Genomic DNA, 19,745 nt, shown 5'->3' with positions numbered 1-19,745 from the left:
TTGAGTATTCGCCTGGCGCCAGATGCGGTTGCCAGGCGAATACTCTGCTTGAGGGGATGAGTGGCAATGAGTTAGAAACTGTACTTCAGTGCGAATTGAATAATCCTGGGGTTCGTAACTGTCGATGTGATCGCGTTTGCTCCAAAACCAGTCCCCGTGAACTGGGTACTTGGATCGGCAAACTGGGGGTGGTTGAGCGCGTTAAAGAACTGTGTGTAGAACTCCAGACGGGAAACCTCGTTCGGCCATTTGATTGGGATCTGCTTGGCGATTGAGATGTCGAAGTTGACCTGGTCAGGTCCGTGTCCAAGGCCAATAGGACTGGTTCCGAAAAGCGTTCCCGAGTTGGGAGCCGCAAGCGCTGCAGGTTTGGTGAAACATGCCGGGTTCCAGTACGCGTTCAGCCGGCTTTCGACCCCTCCGGAGGTATTGATGTTGCAGCCGGGAACGTAATCTGGACGGTCGCTGTTGATGCCGAATACGTTCGCAGCGTTGGTATAGCCGAAAGTAAGGCGGTGCCCAGACTGCGCCACGGTAACTCCAGAAAGTGACCAGTTACCTAAAATCCGTCCAGCGAAGGAATTCACGTCTTTCGGACCGGGCAGATTGTACAGGTAGCTGAGAACGAAACGATGCTCACGCACGAACGGATCTGGGCCGTAGGTGGACCTGGGATCGTTGGTGTTACCGTTCGGACGCCCGCCGATTGTGGCCGAAATGCTCCCCGGTGAGTCGCTGAGCGCGCGGGCAAACGTATAGGACCCTTGGAGCGTCAGCCCGTGGCTCATGCGCTTGTTGGCGCTGACCTGTAGCGAGTTGTACCAGCCGGCAGCCCCATTCTCATAAATGCGCGCTCCCGTCGGGGATAATCCCTGGTAAGGCAGGCGCGCACGAATGTTAGAGGTGGCCGAGGTATTGGTGGTCACGCCACGAATTGGATTGTCCGGACTGGCTAGTTGTGCCTGATCGATATTTCGCTGCCGTATTAGTTGCGTGTCGCGCGCTCCAACATAGTCGACCTCGAGGACGGTATCTTTTGCAAGCGCCGCCTGTAACCCGAGGCTGTAGCGCTGGTAGGTGGGGGGGCGATAACTTTGCGACAGAACCTGCGGAGTTTGGGCTGAGGTCGGGGTAATCAGCGGGAAGTACGGCAATGTGGGCAGCGGGCTGACGTATGGGTTGGCAGCCGTCGCTGCGGCATTGGCCGCCCCTACGTCATTCACGATGTACGAAAGCGGCGGCGCGCTCAGGGATTGAATTAGCCCCACGCCGGTAGTACGGCTGTGGAACATTCCATAACCGCCGCGTAGTACCAGTCGATCGGTTCCGGGCAACTGCCAAGCGAAGCCGAAGCGAGGATTCCAGGTGTTCTGGCCGTCGCCGGCGATACCCATGTTATTGCCGGATTTTGTAACTCCGTCGGGTATCGTGCTGCGGAAGTTCGAGGGAACCAAATACCCTGCGAGCGTCCCCGTTGCGGGAGGAGTCGGATCCGCCAGAGCGAAATCGAAAGACGTATTCCTGCCCCATTTCTCGCTCATTCCACCGAGCCGTTCGTAGCGAAAGCCCAGATTCAGAGTCAGCCGTTTGGTGATCCTCACGTCATCTTGAACCCAAGCGTTATTCTCCCAAATGCGATAATCACGGGCCAAATCACCTATCAGAGCGATGGAACCATAAAGGTTGCCATATCCGTAAGCGCCCAATCCCGCCGTATTGGCGTCGTTTCCGAGCAGAAGGTCGCTGAACGTTAGGAACTCCATCACACCAGAGTATTGGAGGTTGGAAGCATTGTATTGCCAACGGGTAACGCCGCCACCAAAACGGAAGCTGTGCTTCCCGTGAATCCAGGAGATCGAATCAGTAACCTCATAGGTATTTTGAGCGGCGGTTTGCGTTTGACCTTTTCCGCCAATATTCAAACCGGTGGTAAGCGCATTTAGATAGATCACGGGCGGCCCATCGGTCAGCCCTGTAATGCCGAAATCCGAGAATTTGTACGGATTCGCCTGAATCTGTCCGGCCAGCTGCCGGGTGAAACCAATGGTCAGTTGATTCAGAAGTGCTGGACTGAAGACATAGCTGTTGGCCAAACTGATGTTGCGGTAGTCGGCAGGAGTGATGACACCGAATCCGGGAACTCCTGCGGCCAGCGATTGCGTCGCTTGGCTGTTTGCGACAAATGTGCGGCCCGACCACTTGCTCTTGTCCGACTGCAAGTAGTCCAAATTGCCCATGTACTGGTCTTCAGTGTACGGACAGGGAGAACTGAACGTCGAAGTCCCCACGCTATCAATCACGGAAGGATCGGCTGACGGTGTATAAGCCTGAACCGACTGGGGAGTTGGGATCAGATACTGGCCATTCGGAAGCTTGGCCTGCAAGAGTTTCAGTGCGACCGGGTTGATATTGGAACCGTCGACAGCTATGGTCGGAACGCCTGCTGTAACCCCAAGCGCATAGTTAAAATATCCGACATTGCCGCCGAATATTGCCCCAAGGGCCGCGGCGCTGCGGTCATTGGTAAGTGGCGGAAGTTCCACGCGGCTGAGACAGCCAGCCGCCATTCCGTTGCGCTGCCGTGTGCCCTGGTACGAACCGAAAAACAAGAGCTTATTCTTTTTGAGCGGCCCACCGAAGGTGAACCCGAATTGATTGCTCCTTAACACCGGCCGCGGCTGATTATTCCGCTTCTGAAAAAACTCATTCGCATTGAGGGCGTCGTTCCGAAAGTACTCAAACACCGACCCATGGAAATCATTCGTGCCGCCTCGAGTAATAACGTTGACATTCGCGCCGGCATTACGGCCGTACGAGGCGTCATACTGCCCGGTTAGAACCTTGAATTCCTGCAAAGTGTCAGGATTTGGGACCGCTATTCCACCGCTGAACTGTGCACTTGCAAACGTGTCGCTGACAGTGACGCCGTTCATTTGAAAATTGTTGTCGTTAGTATTACCACCTTGGGCTGAGAAGCCGCCAGTTGAAGCACCATAAGAAGAACTGCCCTTGCCCAGTTCGCCGGCGTTTGATACCTCAGCTGAGATGCCGGGATTGAGCGCAATGATCTGTGTATAGTTCCGAGTGACCAACGGTAGGCTCTGGATCATTTGACGGGACGTCACCGTACCCAACTCCGCGGATTCGGTGTTCACCTGCAGTTCCGATCCCGTGACAGTCACCGACTCGTTCGTGGCACCGACTTCGAGGCGGACCGGAACATTGACCGTTTCTGTCACCGTTACGGTGACCTTGCTGACGTCGACAGTTTTGAAGCCAGGAGCGGTGACGATAATTGAATAGCCACCAGGCGGCAGGAGGCTTATAAGAATCGAGCCGTCGGAACGCGAGGTCACCCTGCGCACCTCACCGGTGGCTTCGTTCGTCACCTTCACTTGCGCCCCGACCACGGACGCTCCGGACGCGTCGGTCACGGTCCCGGCAATGGCGCCTGTCGCTGCGTTCTGTGCTGTCCCCTGCGAGACGATTGCTAGTACGACCCAAAGGGCACCGAGGATCAAGCGCCACGATTTCAACATTGCGATCTCCTGTTCATGCCTGCGTCGCCGGCCGGCGTCTTTCGTTTTCGTTGTCCGGGTAATGCAACAATTGTTGCATTCTGGTTCTAAAATGGCGAAAGAGTACTGCGTATGTTTCACTCCTGTCAATAGCTAAATAGATGGGCCTGCCTTAGCGAGATATCCCAACACGCAAAAGATAACAACAAACGTTTCACCCATGGCAGACTTTCAATTGCGGGGTGGCAACGCCCCCTATTGCGGGCAGACGGCTTTACCGGGTCCAGGTCGCACCCCGAACCTATCGTTCCGCCGGCCATCAGGAACTACAGCCTTTGCTCTACTTTTGCGTTTTCTTTAACTTGATCCCCAACGGCGTAATCTGTTCTTCAATGGTGCTGCCATCCCCCACCGCAACAGCTGTCATCTGCGACGCCGCAAGCCGCTCGCGTCCTATCCTCTCAACGTCCGCGGCGGTGACCTTCTCGAGGGCTTCCCCTTCTTTGCCAATCTGGTCTGCGTCTAGCCCCATAGTCCAAAGTTCGCCCAACCGCTCAGCGAGCGCAGCCTGAGGCTGCAGATTGAGCGCTTCATACCCGATCAGGAAGTGTTTCGCTCCATCGACCTCGCTCGCAGTAGGCGCAGTAGTGGCCATCCTGTCGAGTTCGTACCGCAGCTCGTTCCAGGTAGCGCCCGTCACGGGATTACGGACGGTAGCGGCGGCGAGGAGAAGGTTGGCTTCCCCCTGCCGCAGCACGTCGGCCCCTGCAGAGTATGCATAGCCCTTGTCTTCACGAATATTGCGAGAAATACGCCTTCCACATACCAACGTCGCAACCCGGGCGGCCGCATAGTCGGGGTCCTTCTCTTTGGGTCCAAGAGATGCCATCATGAACCGCGTCTGCACCGAGTTTGCACGCGGGATGAGCGATAGCGTCCCGTTTGCCTCCTGCTTTTGCGGCAGTAGGGCGGCGACCTTGGCGTCACCTTCCGGCTTCCACGCACCCAGCCGCTGACGAATCACGCCGAACATCGGCGGAACCTCGAAGTCGCCAATCACCAGGAGCATCGCTTGATCCGGTCGAAACCTCCGGGCGTATTCTGACCGCAGTTCCTCAACCGTGGCGTCCTTCATGGTCGCCTGTGTTGGCGCCAGGACAGCGTACGGTTGATCGCCGAACATGGCCGCCGCTAATCCATGTCGCGCGAGAAATGCTGGCTCTGCCATTTGACGCTGTAGTGAATTCTCCAGGCCCTTTCGTACGATCTCCACCTGCCCTGCTGGGAAATCCGCGTTCTGAGCCACATCAGCCAGCACCGATAAAGCCGGATCCGCACGCGATGCCAAAACAGTTGCTTCAAGAGAGATTGAATCGGTACTCGCTTTTACCTGCAACTCGCCGCCGGCAGCCTGAATCTCCTGCGCGATCTCTTGCACAGTGCGGTTTTTAGTGCCCTGATTCACGGTATCTGCGAGGAATTCCGCGATCCCTGGCCGCGTCGGGGGATCGGCGGCAAAGCCACCGCGAACGGTCAGCAGAAATGTCACCTTCGGGAATCCCGCCCGAGGCACCAACCATACTGTCAGCCCGTTCGAGAGGTGCTCCTCCTGAACCTTGGGCGAACTCATTGGCTTCAACGGGCCATACGGCGGAAGATCCGGTGGCAGTTTCAGCTCCCTTTCCTGTGCCCACACCTGCATCGCGAGAAAGAAGAGAACAAGAACGGTGATGATTCGTCGCATATCCCTATTTCCCTTCTTTTGTCGCCGCTGCCTTTGCGCTCACAGGCTGGCGAATGATGATCGTCCTATTGTTCGGTCTCATATACTTCGCGACGAAGGCGCGGACATCGTTCGCGGTAATCTTCGCCAGTATCTTGCCGACTTCATTCACACGATCCGTATTGCCGTAGAACAGTTGCGCGTAAGCGATTGCCGTCGCACGCTCCACCGGGCTCTCCAATTCGCTGTACCAATCCGACAGCATCTTGGTGCGAACTCGTTCCAACTCTGGCTGCGACGGGCCGTGCTGATCGAGATCAGCCACTACCCCATCAAAGGTGGAGATAACGGTGTCGGCGTTGGTCGACGACGGATAATGGACGAGCACGGTCATGAGTGTGGGTCCGCCATAGGCGAAAGGAGTACCAAGCGGCCAGTTCGCACCACCGCTCACATCTGTCGCCACCTTCTTTTCCTGCACCATTACCTGATTCAGACGCGAGGCGCTCCCGCTGGCCAGCAGTTCGGCGGTGAGCCCACCGACCAAGGCATCGGGAGAACTTCCGGGCGGCATGCGATATCCAATCGCCAGGGCCGGAGTCGTCGCCATTTTTTCGTCTTCAACAAACCGTCTTTCCGTCTTCTGGGGAGACTCCGAAACGTCGGGTGGCGGAGGGACCTTGCGGGGCGCGATCCGTCCGAAATACTTCTCCACCTTCGCGAACACCTCATCCGGCGTGACATCGCCAACGATGACCATGATGGCGTTGTTCGGCGCGTAAAAATGTTCGTAAAAGGACTTCACGTCATCCACAGTAGCCGCGTCGAGGGTCTGGAAATTTCCAAAGGGGTTGTGAGTGTTGGCAAAATTGTCGAATGCCTTATCCGGTAAATCGATCACGTAGAAAAGTTGGTAGGGACGGTTGAGAACGCTTCCCCTGAGTTCTTCCTCGACCACCTTCCGCTGGTTGTCCAGCGTGACAGGGTTGAAATCAAGAGTCTTCATCCTGTCGGCTTCACACCAGAGAACCGGGTCGAGCGCCGAGATCGGTGCCGAATCTATGTACTCGGTATAGTCGGCGCGTGTATCGGCGTTGTACCAACCGCCGCCGCCACGCACTACTTCGCTCATCACACCTTTCTTCGCATCAGGCGTTCCCTCGAACATCATGTGCTCGAAAAGATGTGCGAATCCGCTGCGTTCCGATGGTTCGAGGCGATAGCCGATCCGGTAGATGATGTTCATGCCGAAGGTATGCGCCGAGTGATCTTCAGAAACGATTACCGTCAATCCGTTCTTCATCGTCTTCGCCACTACGGGAATCGTCCACTCTTCGGCCATCGACGACGCCTTCTTTTGCTGGGCTAAAACTGGCGTCGCGAGCAGGCTGGCGCACAATAAGGTCCCAATAACGCGTATGATCCTCATGATCCCCGTCCTTAATTCTCAGTAATTCCACTCTGCGACGTTCTGCCCGGCTGGCGTGTTCTTGCGAACGTAATCCGCCATCTCGCGCACCAGTTCAGCCCACGTCGTCCTGTGCCAGTTGTGGCCTTTCAGTGGACGGCCAAACGAAAATTCACCCTCGTAATGCGGGTCTTTTGTGCCTTCCAGAAATTCCTGGAAACGGTAGACCGCCAGGTTCAGATAGAAGTTATCCATGTCGCCGGAGAAGAAATGCAGCTTGCCCACGATCTTCGGACCCAGCGTCGGCCAGTTTGCCGCCGCGTAGTACCGCAGGTCGTAACCGTGATCCCGCATGTAGAGCGCAACGTTGTGATCGATCTTTCCAGTGAGCGGATCCCACAGCGGAACGGGATAACCATCCTGACCGACCGGTCCGTAGATTGCCTCCCACGCGTCTATCTGATCTCCTGATCGGCCGTGCGATCCCATGACCGCTTCGAAGAGGCTCATCTTTCTTTGCGTGTAGATAACCTGCCCTTCAGTCGAGCGACGGAACGGACGCTCGGACGAATGAAACTCCGGGAAGCCCGGAACTTCGAACGCATTGTCATCCTTGTAGATATTGATCAGCTGCCAGTTCTGAAAATCGATGGGATCGGGATTGAAGACCCATGCTCCACCAAAGAAATCGGGATAATGGAGTTGTAATGCAAGCGTCTCCCATCCACCGGTCGAAGCGCCTTCCACCAGCCGTGCATACGGTTGATCGATGATTCGGAAGTGCTGTTGCAGGTACGGAATCATCTCCTTCGTCAGCGCATCTCCGTACGGGCCATCATTTGCAGAGTTGATTGAATAGGAGGAGGGGAAAAATGGCGTCGGCTGGTGAAAGGTCACCGCGATGAACCTTGGGAATTTATCCGAGTCCCACGACTGGTAGAACTCGTAACCGGTCTCTACATTCGCGGCGCGTGCTCCTCGCTTCTCCTGCTCTTCATGGCTCGCGTCCGTCGTGAATTGAAATGGAATGCCGTGCTCATGCACATATACGACCGGATAATGAGCGTGCGGATGCTCGTCGTATCCTTTAGGCAACAAAACCGTCGCCCCTATGAATACCGGGTGGCCCCAGAACCTGGTGAGCAACTCGCTCTTGATCTTCACGTGCTTCAACCACGCCGTGTCCTGCGGTTCCGGGTCGGGCGGAATCACCTTCGAGAGTTCAAGCTTGACTGTCGAAGGTGCTGCCGGATCGACGTGCACCTTCACGGGTTCGCTGTAAAGATTCCCCGGTGCGGTATTCAGCAGGTGCATTCCAAGCCCGTCATTCATGTAAACCCACACGCTGTGCCCGTCCGTGCGATGGCACTCGGTGTAAACATTCATGACCGCCTGCGCGTAGTAATCTCCCGCAGGCAGTTCTGACATTTTCAAGGGGAAGCCCAAGGCTCGTGAATCTACAACCGCCGGACTTCCGGGCTGCAACTGATCCACGTCAATTCCATAAATTGGCGGGCCAAGCTCCGAGATGGTCAACCGGGGCTCAGGGCTGTCTCTTCTTGCAAGAACGACAATCAAGCGGCCCGTAATCGGTTGTGCCTGTAACGATGCCGGGAATGAGACTTCGAACCGCGGCCCCTGGGCCATCGCCGCCGCGCACAGGAAAAGATAGCCAACAATTGTGGGTAGCACTGCAGAACGAAGTCGGGCGAAAGCCATCTCTGTTTCTCTCCCAGTCCCCCCGGCCCTAGGTTTCCGGCAAATGAAACAATTGTTGCTTTCAGGGGGACCGTGGCAGAGTATAACCCCAACGAGATCATGTCAAGGCAGAGAAGGCTGGGTTGATTTTCCTTGAAACATCTGCTTCGAAAAGCCTGCACACATCTTAGTCGTTGTTGTGCGACGGCGTGTGAGGCTCCTCGAAATACCAGCGATATCCCGACCGCTGCTCCTGTGCGACCTTCTTCAGCAGGGCCATCGTGCTACGACGTTCCACGTTTGCGCATGCAATCAGCAGTACATTGAACAGCGCCATGCAGGCAACGTAGGAATCTGCGAATGAGAGCTTTTCCGTTGGCGTGAGAAAAAACTGGTCCGCGTGTTTTGCGACAGGTGAGATGAATGTATCGCTCACGGCCACGCAATAGGCGCCGTTCTCTCGCGCTTCTTTCAAACCTTCGACCGTCTGTCGCAATCCGCGCCCGAAGGAGATCCCGATCACCACATCCTGCTTGCCGATTGTGCGAACCCGGTGATTGATTTCTCCCGGCAATACCGCACGCACTACGTTCAACCCCAACATCGCAAGGTTGTAGTCCAGGTAGGTGACGAGGGCGGTTACCATGTCGCCGCCAATCAGGAGAATTCTCCTGGCCTCATAAACCTTTTGGGCGACCGCAATTACCCGGCCCGGATCTAGCGTGTTCTGCAGTTGCTTCAAGTTGTCCATGTCCCGCTTGATTGAGGCCTGGATCAGTCCTTCCGTCCCCTTGGCGCGCTCTGATCCCTTCTCGAGAGCTTCGAGCGAGGTGCTGAATGCAATCGTGTACTCGTGAAGGTACTGCTGGAAGTCGCGGTAGCGCTTGAACCCCATGGCCTGCACCGTGCGCAATACGGTTGCCGGGTCACTTTTCAGCTTTCGTGAAACACCGCGAAGCCCGAGCAGAACATATGTACTGGGACTCTCCAGAACCGGTCGGATGATTTCGCGCCTTCGCGGTGTGAGGTTCCGCAGAAGCGCCCATGTACCATTGGGAAGAGTATTGCGATCTACGTGCACTGTCACAGAGGACCTTTCGGAAAGCGAAATTGTATCGCTACATACCTTTTTCACCTAGCACGAGAGATGAAACGGTCCGTCTCCGCGAATGGCAACGCCGGTCTTGTGGACCAGCACCGAACCACCGGATCCCCCGATTTGACCGCCTTATGAGCCCAAGCCAGCATTACCAGGCCGCCCTTTGCGGCTCGAACCGTCTCGACAGTTTGACCAAATACGTCCCGTATTTCGGCTATCTCCTGTCCCGCCCGTACCTCGTCGCCTACAGAAACTTTCAAATGCATCAGTCCCGAACAACTAGTTCTGGTGTTGTGCCAGTCGGTCGCCTGCACTTGCGGGCCCGGAATTTCCGGGTCGCCATCCATCATCTTGAGAAACCGAAGTACGTTGCGAACTCCCCGGACGTGAATCTGAACATCGAGCTCTTCCAGAGTTCCGTTTCCGCCAGCTTCCGCGAGGATGGAAACAATTCCCTTATTTGCCGCTGCGTTGGCCACGAAGCCGGGCGAGGGTGGCAGAGTGCTACCCTTCGGCGCCAGGCAGAACACCCGGGGAGTGAACACTCGAGCCAGGGCTTCTCCTTTTCGATCCAATTCGCCGTTTCCAGTCAGACTATATCCGGCGAATTCCAGCAACATCTCGCCAAAGTCGCCGGCATGAAGATCGATGTGGTATTCCGATTTTGTGATCACTTCTTCGAAAAGGCTCTGCGCGAGCATTTCGGAGATCGAGCCCTTGCCGCCGGGAGCTATCTTGTTCAGGTTGACGCCATCCAGAGGTGAAACAAACGGTGAACGGGAGCTGAACATGTGCATGTTCACAATCGGCACCGCAACCACCGAGCCCCGCAATGACTCGGGCCGCAGCTCGTTGATGAGCCGCATCACTGCGTCGATCGAAGCGTACTCCGTCGCGTGCACCCCGGCGGTGAGGCAAAGTACCGGCCCTCGCTCCGCACCATGGATGACGATGACCGGCAACTGAACCGGCCCGGTAATCGTCTCGCCAACCGGCAGAAATCCTCGCGCAACCTGGCCTCGCTCCGCTACAACGGGACCGATCCTCAGGACGGAAGCCACGTCCACCTCCTCAGCATTTATTTCCGAGCATCTATCAGGCGCTCATGGATCTCACGGCTCGCGCGAGTCTGTGGATAGCTTCTTCGATCTCGTGGGGATCGGCATGGCTATAGCAGAGCCGAATGTTATTTTTCGGGGCGCCCAGCCCCTTCGGACCATTGCCGGCGTAAAACTTGCTTCCCGGAATGATTCCCACCTTCTCGGCCATTGCGCGTTCCGTCAATTTGTCCGCGTCAATGTGTTTCGGCAATGTCAGCCAGAGATAGTAGCCGCCATGAGGCACCACGAAAGATGCCTCGGGCAGTTCTTTTCGTAATGCCGCAATCATCGTGTCGCGATGCCTGCGATACGTGTCCTGGACCCGCTTCGTGTGCTTCTCCAGAAGCCCAGCACGACAGAATTCGAGGATGATTCGTTGTGTCAGCGGACACGACCCAAGATCCGATTTCAATTGCGCCAAGCGAGCAACCATTTCCGGCGACGTGACAATCCAGCCGACACGCATCCCGGGAGCTACCAATTTCGAAAATGTGCCCAGCACGAAGACCGTGTCGCCGCGGTCGAACGCCTTTACCATTGGCTCCTGCTCCCCTTCAAATCGCACCCGGCGATAAGGGCTGTCCTCAACCACGTACATCCCATGCGCCTCGGCAATCCTGACCAATCTTTCGCGCCGATCCCGCGGCATCGTAACGCCTGCCGGGTTGTGATAATCCGGGACGTTGTAGATCAGCTTCGGAGTTGGAAGTCCCTCGCGTTCGCGTCGCTGCAACGTCTCTTCCAGTTCGTCCACCACGAGTCCGTGCTCGTCCTGTGACACCTCGATGAACTTCACACCAAATGTCTTGAAGATCGGAATACAAGTGAAGTAGGTGGGCGCGGTGACGATGACGGTATCTCCCTCGTCAAGCAAAAGGCGCGAAATCAAATCCAGGCCATGCTTTGCGCCGTTAACTACGAGCACGTTGTCGGCCGAGGTCTCAACCCCGTTCTCCCTCATATAGCCGGCGATCCATTCCCGCATGTCCGGTAAGCCCAGCGTCGGCCCGTACTGCAACGTTTCCGGACGATACTGCGACAGTGCAACCGTCGCCATCTCTGTGAGATCCGGGAAAACTCCGGGGAAGCCATGTCCGGAACCCAACGAAATCACGTCGGCAGGTTCTGGGGGAGGCATGGTTGGCACCAGTCGCGCCGCTCGCTGTGAGAGCGCTACCTTTTTGGCTGTGGCTGTAACGGTCATGGATCACCTTCCTGGCTGGGCGCTGTTCACGAACTTTATCATAACTGCAACATATGTTTCACGCTCGCGACGGACGGTACCACCCTCTCGTAACCGCTGTCAACAGCTCATATTGGGATTTCTACTTAGAGAACTCTGCCGAACCCTGCGCTGCGCGCGTTCGCCACGAGCGGTAGAAAAACAGCCCACAGAGGATCAGCACCAATCCGATCGAAGAACGAATCGGGCGGTTGAGCCACATACTCACCGCAAGGGCAAACGCCCCCGCAATGAACAATACGGGCACGAGCGGGTAGCCCCAGGTACGGAAAGGCCGCGGCAGGTCGGGCTCCGTAATTCGCATCCGGATCATGGCTGCAACCGCAAAGCCGTAGAAAATCCAACTGCCAAACATCACCAGCGATGTAAGGTCTTCGAAGGTCCCGGAAAGAGCCATCAGGCTCGCCATGCAGCACTGGAAAATGAGGGCGTTTCCAGGTGATCGATACTTCGGGTGCACGGCGCCTGCGAACCGGAAAAACAAGCCGTCCCGCGCCATGGCGTAGTCCACTCGGGCGCCGCTCAAAGCCGAAGAATTGAGCGTGCCCAGCGCGGAAATAGCCATGATGACGGTGATCCAGAGTCCTGCCGCTTTGCCTGCGAAACTCGAAAAGACATCCGAAGCTACATCTCGCGAAGTTTGAATACTGCTGAACGGCAGGGCGGTAAAACACACGTAATTGAAAAGCAGGAACAACACAATGACCATCAGCATCCCGGTCACGATCACTCTCGGAAAAGTTCGTCCCGGATCCTCAACCTCGGAGCCGACGAGGTTCAGATCATTCCAGCCGTCGTAGGCCCATACAGCGGCCGCCAGAGCACCGAAGAAGCCCCCAATCTCCTTCCATCCCAGGTTTGCCGGCCAGAGCCGCCCGATTTCTACGTGGGTCATATGCTCACCGCGGTGCAGGAACATTAGCCCTCCCACGATGATCACGAGCAGTGAGAGCACTTTCACAATCGTGAGCGCCACCTGTAAGCGGCCACCCGCGCGGATCCCGAGGTAGTTTACATACGAGATCACAATCAGGGACACCACAGAAAGCGGCTGCATCCATGTAAATGCGAACTGAATTGGCTGATTGAGAAACGGCATCTGGCCATGAATTACATAGAGTGGTGTTGCCAGGACGGGAAACAGGAACGCACAAAACCGAGCCAGTCCTGCTGCAATGGCTGCAACCGAAGCTGGCCGTGCGACGACCGAGTGCATCCATCCGAAAAGAAATCCCCAGACCGGGCCGAAGCCTCTGCGTAGGTAACTGTATTCCCCACCAGCTTCAGGAATTGACGCCCCGAGTTCCGCGTAGCAAAGGCCGCCGAAGAGCGACAGGATGCCGCCGACAATCCAGGCGGCGAAAACGATCCCGATCACGCCAGCCTGGTTGGCCATTTCGCTGGGTTTGAGAAAGATGCCGGTGCCGATCATCGTTCCCATGACAATAGCGGCAGCAGCGGAAACACCCAGCCCTCGGATCAAGTCCGGACGGCTCCCTTTCTGCTTTACTGCCATTGCCGAATAGCCGCGTCCTGATCCCATCTTCAGGCCCTCAAGGTCTCGTAGTGAAACAACTGTTGGATGTTACAACCGTTAGGATGTGCGCTGAAGGTTACCGGACTGCGCGAACTTCCGCAACCGCTGTCAACTGCTGCTAGGGGACGATCGCTGAGGACATCGAATTTTCTTGCCTCCAACATAGAAACCCTTGACACATCATCGATGTCTGTATAGATTCCGTTGTGCAACATTCGTTGCATTTACCGAATGCAGGCTCATGAAACCTGCGGAGCTTGCTCGACAATAACCGTCGCGGCACATCGCGGCCTTACCACTGACGGAGACGTGATCCGCCGTACGGTGCCACGGAGCTCGACTTGGCGCGGGACCAGGAAAAGGTCAGACAATTCATCGACGTGGCAGAATCTGCGGCAGCAGCAGCTAACCCCGTTTTACCGAGAGACTTTCCATATCAGTATCGCAGCCTTTTCCCAATCACCCAGCGCTATACGTATCTTAACCATGCCAGCGTTGCACCGCTGCCACTTCCCACCATGCAAGCGATGCAACAGATGCTGGATGGGGTGGCGAAGCACGGCGGCCGGAATTTTGAGCAGTGGGAACAGACGACCGCGGCAACCCGCGCAGCGGCAGCCCGACTGATTAATGCCCGGCCGGAGCAGGTTGCATTCCTTCGCAACACCTCCGAGGCTCTCTCCGCGATCGCCAATGGAATCTCATGGCGACCTGGCGATAACGTAGTCTCGGCGGCCATCGAATTTCCCGCCAACGTCTATCCGTGGTCACGACTTGCTTCCGCATACGGAGTTGAACTGCGCCTCCAGCCTGAGACTGGTGGACGAATTGAAGTCGATGGACTTCTCTCCCTTGTCAACAACAGAACACGTGTCCTGACGCTCAGTTGGGTTCAATTTGGGACTGGTCAGCGATTCGATCTCCAGCGGATCGGACGATTCTGTCGTGAACGCGACATTCTGTTTGTGGTTGATGCCGTCCAAGGTCTCGGTGCATTCCAACTCGACGTGGAGCGCGATTTCGTGGATGCGCTCGCCGCGGGCACACACAAATTTCTGCTCGGACCTAAAGGCATTTCCCTCCTCTATCTGTCCGACCGCGCCCGGCAAAGAGTTGAACCGACTGTCATAGGATGGACCTCGGTACAGAATTTCCGGGACTACGCGGTGCATGAAAGACTTGAGTTTCGCGAAGGAGCGCTACCCCTCGAGTGCGGCACGATGAATGAGGTCGGCATCTGCGGAGTGGGCCGCACTCTGGCGATGTTCCTCGAGGTGGGACCACCGCAGATCGAAGAATATCTCTTGTACCTTGTCGCCTATCTCCGGGAAGCTCTTGCAGAGCGTGGCTACACCGTTCATAGCCCGTCCGAACCCGGCGAAACGTCCGCCATCGTAATCTGTGACAATCCGGCTCGTCCCTCAGAGAACATCCATCAGCAACTCGAGGCCAAGAACATTATCGTCTCCGTTCGTTTGGGGCGCCTGCGAATCGCCCCGCATTTCTACAACACGAAGGAAGACATTGACGCTCTGGTGTCGCAGTTGCCGATATGACAATGTTCTGACCGGCCGAATTCCTGACACCCCCACTTAGAATCACAAACCACGCACCTCAGAAACGTCTTGCCAGAAATGGGTCAGATGCGCCTGAAACTTCTTGCAGTCTTGCTGCTGAGCAGTAGTTTTCTTTTCGCATCTTCGTCCGACAGCAGCTACAGTCGGAGCCTTCTATCCAAAAAAATGATTTTCCCGGTAGTTTAGAAAAGGTGGTCTCGAATCTACCTCTGGGACAACAGCGATGACCCGTGTTTTCGACCGACTTTACCTGGGCGACCGCGAGGACGCGGAAATGCTCACCCTCAAGAACCCCTGGCATATCTCTACCGTGATCTCTCTCTGCCACTCTCGAACATCGCAACCCCGAGATTCGCTACGTGCACCTGCCTCTGGTGCATGGCATCCCGGTTCCGGGTGTGCAACTCCTCTCTTTGCTGGGAGCAATCGAAACCCACATTGCCACCGGACGAGTTCTTGTGCACTGCCAAACCGGCGTGTCCCGTGCCCCGGCCGTGGTTGCCGCCTATCTCGACCGCGTCGGCTACCTGAGCTTCGCCGATTCCCTGCTCTTCCTGAGACACCTCCGTGGCGAAGTCCGGCCACACCCCTTGCTGATTGCCAGTATTCGGCAGCATTTGGGTGTGAGCGACCGAGCGTAGCTAATCCCACGGCTGAGTGTTTGGATTACCCTCAAACTGCGTCTGTTCCGAATCGCGAACCAATTCGAGCTCACCGGAGGTCCAGTTCATGATCAGACCTTCGGCCTCCACCACACGCTGGATGGATGCCCGGAGGAGGACTGCTGAGAATCTATCCTCAACGTACTGGATCGCCGCCGCAGCATTCTCTGCCGCAACAAAGATGCTTGTGGCCATCCGGACGAGGTTGGGGGCTTCACGAAACCCGAGATCTACGCAATAAAGGCGAGCCATTCAGAAATCTACGGCTGCCGAGGAAATTTTGAATACAGCGCTCCTCAACTGTAGCCATTTTCTCGCGTATCGCCGTAGGTTAAGGGTGTGGAAGGAGGATCAGTTGCCACTCAAGACTCACTACATTCGCGATTTCCAACGCCAGGTCGTCGGTAGACTCACCACCGGCTTCGATTCTGGTCGCGGTGCCGTGGTGCGTGACAACAGCGGGCACCTGCTTGGTCGCACAACCACCCATTTCAACGAGACCCGCGATTCCGCGAGCCGCATCGTTTCTAGCAATCACGCTGATAGCGGTTTGCTCATTCGTCGCAAATAGCTCAAACAATCACTCTCCGGGGCACGAGACAACCGTGCCCCATTTCTGAGACGACTATGGCTCATAAACACTTGTGCGGTATCGGCGGTCATCATTACGAATGCAGCAATCCCAAATGCATGTGCTTTTGTGACCTCCCTTGTGACGTAGGCGACCACAGCGACTGCCCAATCGAACTTCGCGCCTGTCCCAAACACGAAAACGGAATTAGCCCGGCTGAGTTAGAGGCGGTCAAAGAAGCCGGAGCGGTTGAGATTCAGTTCCCAGCTAAACTCCCTGAGGCGCTCAAGGAAATCGCGAGCGATTCCAAGAACTACGTGGGGTTCTGCCTTTGGTGCGGCCATGGTTACGAGAGGTATACCCGGGAGGTTGTGGCAGAGCACTTCGCGTACAACTGTCCCGATGCGCCCCAAGGGCTAAAAAAGCATATGAAGCGGGTCCTGACCACCCGTGTTACAAAACGATGCCGAAAAAGCACGAAAAGCCTGAAGTAGAGCCCCGCGTTGGCATTTTCTGGCTTTACGGCAGAAGGCTCATCACCGACTCGACCCCGCTGTCCAAAGCGGAGCCTTACGGGGATGCGCTGACCCACGCGACCGGACACATCGACTTCCGGTCAATGCTGCAACGGCGCCGCACGATTCCCGCTGATGTTGAGTATGATGAACCACCCCGCGGGCGAGTCGGCTATGACAAAAGGCATGCGACATTCTTCCTATTCGCCGATTCCTGCATTATCGCGAATCCTGCTGCTCCGAAGGCCATCATTGGAACCTTCCACTTGCCCAAAAACATCACCCCACAGAAAGACGCCCACTATCGTTGTGCCACTCTGCGAGGTAGTAGCTAATGCGCATCGTCTGCATGAGCGATACGCACGAACTGCATCGGGAACTGGTTGTTCCAAATGGCGACATGCTGATCCACGCTGGCGATTTCACATTCTTCTCCAAGCGCCCCTCGATGTTGCATGATTTCAATCGGTGGCTCGGGGAATTGCCTCATCGGTACAAGGTGGTCGTTCCGGGAAATCACGAATACTTGCTGGAAGACCTTCGCAACCGAGGTGCCATCAGCAACGCGATCCTGCTTATTGATGCGGGGGTCGAGATCGAAGGGGTCAAGATCTGGGGCTCTCCAGGGACGCCACTCTACGGCGGAGCCTTCGGGATGTCCAACCCTGAAGACCGCAAGAAGCGATGGGCGCAGATTCCCACAGATATAGAAATCCTGATTTCGCATGGCCCTGCCTATGGAATTCTCGACGGACCTCCAGGCTCTGAGGAACGTGAAGGAGACCGAGAGCTACTAGAGGCTCTCAAACGAGTACAACCGATCCTGCATATCTGCGGCCATGTGCACGCGGGTTACGGCACCCGCAAGCGAGGCAAGACGTACCACATCAACGCTGCACTACTTGATGAGAGCTCGGGCGGAGTAGAGCGGGACCCCATTGTCGTTGACTTCGAAGTCTTGCAACGCCGTCGATGAACACTTCAGGAAAGCCGAGCATAACCGGACCAAATCATGTCAAGACGAAGTCGCCGTGCGAAGGCTGAGCAGCTCGCCGCGAAAAGAAAATTAGAGCTGCAGAAGATTGAGGAGCGCGTCAATGCGACCTGGGCCTGTGCCGGTATCCTGAGACCGGATCTGCAGCCGGACGGGAAACGGAAGCTCGCCGAACTGCTTCTCGACTTTTGCGGCGCCTTCGATCCCGATGCTCAACCACAACCGAGAATCCTCATCACGCCCGCCCAAGTAACCGAAATGGTTTGGCGGAACAGCCAGTGCAGTCAGAAGAGCTGCCCGATGCTGCTGTTTTCCGACCTGCTTACCCAGGAGATCAATGCGTTTTTCGATGAGGAGGAGTAACGGCCACGGTGCACGATATGGGACTTCGTCCTCGATTGAAAAAAATACTGCGAAATGTAGCCAAAATTTGGTACCCGGCCGTAGTTTTATTAGTGTGCTTCCGAACCCATGCGCGCGTGGACCCTTCCCCCGAGAGATTGGCCGCGCCTCAGTTTCTAACGGGTGCGGGGCAAGCACCCGATTTGTGCAACCAGGTTGCACAACCGAAGGGGAACGCACTTCGCGGCTGAATTCTCGCACGATGGAGGCGGTTGACACCTGATCTCGAAATCGAGGATAATTATTATCGATTTCGAGGCGTGTTAATGAACGCTTTTCCCTATCTACCGGCGGTCGCCGGCTACGGCTTCGATCGCGCTGCTGATCTAGGCGATGCCACCGAACGCGAACGCCTCAGTGCCTCAGCCATCCGAGGCTTTCTCAACATCGCCGGGCGCTGGAATTTGTCGGAATCGCAGGCACGCGCCCTGCTGGGCGGCATTGCTTCCTCGACCTTCCATGCCTGGAAGTCCCATCCCAAGCGTACCAAGCTTAACCAGGACACGCTGGTCCGCGTCTCCTTGATCCTTGGTATCTACAAAGCGCTGCACATCTACTTCGGCGATCCCTGGGCGGATCGCTGGGTGACATTGGGAAATCGTGGTCCCCTGTTTGCCGGGCAACCACCGGTCGAGTTCATGATCCGACATGGACAGCCGGGCATGGTGGCGGTCCGGCGCATCCTCGACAGCTGGCGTGGCGGGCAATGATCCCCTCGCGTCGACACTTCTCCTTCCAAGCGCAACATCGCCTCATCCCTGCGCTCTATAGTGAGCGGGAAACCGTGCTCGCAGAGGTGGCCGACGATGACCGTATGCTCGAGCAACTCGTTCTGCTCGATGGAGCGACCAATGACCGCATCCAGGGCGAGCAGCACGGGCTGGCAGGGATCGGTCCCTATGAGCTGGTCTACGGAATTCCCAACGCTCAGATCGTGAACGCGGCCTTCACCCATACCCACGAATACGGAGCCCGCTTCAGCGATGCCACGCGCGGCGGCTGGTATGCCGCCGACGAACTTGAGACTTCCGTGGCCGAGGTCAGCTATCACAAGAAGCGGCGCCTGGCCGAGATCGTTGTCCCCGAGCTTCCGCATCAGCGCCCCGATCAGGAGACCTCGACCTACGACGATTGGCTTGCCGACTTCGACAGCGACTTCCACGTGTTTCGACCTGCCCGGCGTTACTCCGAGTATCTGCAACCAGAGCCGGTGCCCGCCTGTTACAGGAAATCACAATCTTTCGCGCGGGAACTCCTGATCGAGCAGCGAGCGAATGGCCTGGTCTATCCCAGCGTGCGCCGCCGTGGACATCGTTGCCTGGTCTGCTTCCGACCGGCGCTGATATATCGCCCTCGCCGTGAGTTGCGATTGGAAATGACCATGACTGCATCCGCAACCGGTTATGACCACAGCGTCCGAATCGTTCCCATCCACTGAACCGGACACTGCGCGCGGCTGAATCTCGGAGCCAACCGGCGCGATATTACCGTCGTGGACAGGCAACTTCGGCGCGCAGCGAAGGCGGCTAGTCAAGAATTCGGAATATTCTCGGATTTGGGACTGGCTGGAAATCTTGTGTAGAGGTCTGGCGGACTCCCGTCGCCGGCCGGAATTTCCGCTGCATCCAGTCACCAATAGCCGCTGATGCCCAGAATATCTGCCCCGCAGTCAATGGTCCGAACAGGCGGTGGCTTCCG

General features: G+C 56.6%; 17 protein-coding genes. 7 read left to right on the top strand and 10 right to left on the bottom strand.

Features of this window, described 5'->3' with window-relative positions; translation table 11 throughout:
* Positions 1–71 precede the first annotated feature (71 nt).
* The 8 genes from ROO76_20805 to ROO76_20770 form a co-directional block, all read right to left on the bottom strand.
* A complete protein-coding gene (locus ROO76_20805) occupies positions 72–3,539 on the bottom strand; it encodes a carboxypeptidase regulatory-like domain-containing protein (protein ID MDT8070608.1) in 3,468 nt (1,155 codons plus the stop codon).
* 319 nt (positions 3,540–3,858) lie between these two features.
* Complete coding sequence (locus ROO76_20800) at positions 3,859–5,262, bottom strand: pitrilysin family protein (GenBank protein MDT8070607.1); 1,404 nt, start codon at positions 5,260–5,262, stop codon at positions 3,859–3,861.
* Between the two features lie 4 nt (positions 5,263–5,266).
* Positions 5,267–6,670, bottom strand: coding sequence for a pitrilysin family protein (locus ROO76_20795; protein ID MDT8070606.1), 1,404 nt, complete (start codon positions 6,668–6,670; stop codon positions 5,267–5,269).
* An 18-nt stretch (positions 6,671–6,688) separates the two neighbouring features.
* On the bottom strand, positions 6,689–8,368 hold the full coding sequence (locus tag ROO76_20790) for an alpha/beta hydrolase-fold protein (GenBank protein ID MDT8070605.1): 1,680 nt from the start codon (positions 8,366–8,368) through the stop codon (positions 6,689–6,691).
* 166 nt (positions 8,369–8,534) lie between these two features.
* On the bottom strand, positions 8,535–9,434 hold the full coding sequence (locus tag ROO76_20785; GenBank protein MDT8070604.1) for a MurR/RpiR family transcriptional regulator: 900 nt from the start codon (positions 9,432–9,434) through the stop codon (positions 8,535–8,537).
* Positions 9,435–9,478: 44 nt separating this feature from the next.
* Entirely contained in the window at positions 9,479–10,507 is a 1,029-nt protein-coding gene (locus tag ROO76_20780) for a succinylglutamate desuccinylase/aspartoacylase family protein (GenBank protein MDT8070603.1), read from the bottom strand.
* A gap of 34 nt (positions 10,508–10,541) precedes the next feature.
* Positions 10,542–11,750, bottom strand: coding sequence for a PLP-dependent aminotransferase family protein (locus tag ROO76_20775; GenBank protein MDT8070602.1), 1,209 nt, complete (start codon positions 11,748–11,750; stop codon positions 10,542–10,544).
* A gap of 121 nt (positions 11,751–11,871) precedes the next feature.
* Positions 11,872–13,332 carry an amino acid permease gene (locus tag ROO76_20770; protein MDT8070601.1) on the bottom strand — a complete coding sequence of 487 codons (1,461 nt, stop codon included), beginning with the start codon at positions 13,330–13,332 and terminating at the stop codon, positions 11,872–11,874.
* Positions 13,333–13,667: 335 nt separating this feature from the next.
* Here ROO76_20770 and ROO76_20765 point away from each other — a divergent pair, with 335 nt between their 5' ends.
* Positions 13,668–14,882, top strand: a complete 1,215-nt coding sequence (locus tag ROO76_20765; GenBank protein MDT8070600.1) for an aminotransferase class V-fold PLP-dependent enzyme — start codon at positions 13,668–13,670, stop codon at positions 14,880–14,882.
* A 380-nt stretch (positions 14,883–15,262) separates the two neighbouring features.
* Entirely contained in the window at positions 15,263–15,544 is a 282-nt protein-coding gene (locus ROO76_20760) for a dual specificity protein phosphatase (GenBank protein ID MDT8070599.1), read from the top strand.
* On the opposite strand, the gene ROO76_20755 is transcribed toward ROO76_20760, so the two are convergent.
* Positions 15,545–15,817: a hypothetical protein gene (locus ROO76_20755; protein ID MDT8070598.1), complete on the bottom strand. Its 273-nt coding sequence runs from the start codon at positions 15,815–15,817 to the stop codon at positions 15,545–15,547.
* A gap of 79 nt (positions 15,818–15,896) precedes the next feature.
* Complete coding sequence (locus tag ROO76_20750; GenBank protein ID MDT8070597.1) at positions 15,897–16,145, bottom strand: hypothetical protein; 249 nt, start codon at positions 16,143–16,145, stop codon at positions 15,897–15,899.
* A 454-nt stretch (positions 16,146–16,599) separates the two neighbouring features.
* Between ROO76_20750 and ROO76_20745 the strand changes: the two genes are divergently transcribed.
* From ROO76_20745 to ROO76_20725, 5 genes are all read left to right on the top strand, one after another.
* Positions 16,600–16,986, top strand: coding sequence for a hypothetical protein (locus ROO76_20745; protein MDT8070596.1), 387 nt, complete (start codon positions 16,600–16,602; stop codon positions 16,984–16,986).
* Complete coding sequence (locus ROO76_20740) at positions 16,986–17,627, top strand: metallophosphatase domain-containing protein (protein MDT8070595.1); 642 nt, start codon at positions 16,986–16,988, stop codon at positions 17,625–17,627. The genes ROO76_20745 and ROO76_20740 overlap by 1 nt, the downstream gene beginning before the upstream one ends.
* A gap of 36 nt (positions 17,628–17,663) precedes the next feature.
* Positions 17,664–18,008: a hypothetical protein gene (locus ROO76_20735; GenBank protein ID MDT8070594.1), complete on the top strand. Its 345-nt coding sequence runs from the start codon at positions 17,664–17,666 to the stop codon at positions 18,006–18,008.
* 251 nt (positions 18,009–18,259) lie between these two features.
* Entirely contained in the window at positions 18,260–18,757 is a 498-nt protein-coding gene (locus ROO76_20730) for an MbcA/ParS/Xre antitoxin family protein (protein MDT8070593.1), read from the top strand.
* Positions 18,754–19,485: an RES family NAD+ phosphorylase gene (locus ROO76_20725; protein MDT8070592.1), complete on the top strand. Its 732-nt coding sequence runs from the start codon at positions 18,754–18,756 to the stop codon at positions 19,483–19,485. Before ROO76_20730 ends, ROO76_20725 begins: the two co-directional genes overlap by 4 nt.
* The last annotated feature ends 260 nt before the right edge of the window (positions 19,486–19,745 follow it).

This window comes from Terriglobia bacterium (assembly GCA_032252755.1).
GTDB lineage: Bacteria > Acidobacteriota > Terriglobia > Terriglobales > Acidobacteriaceae > JAVUPY01.
The sequence above is the reverse complement of the archived record's forward strand: the minus strand, read 5'-3'. Positions and strand labels throughout refer to the sequence as shown.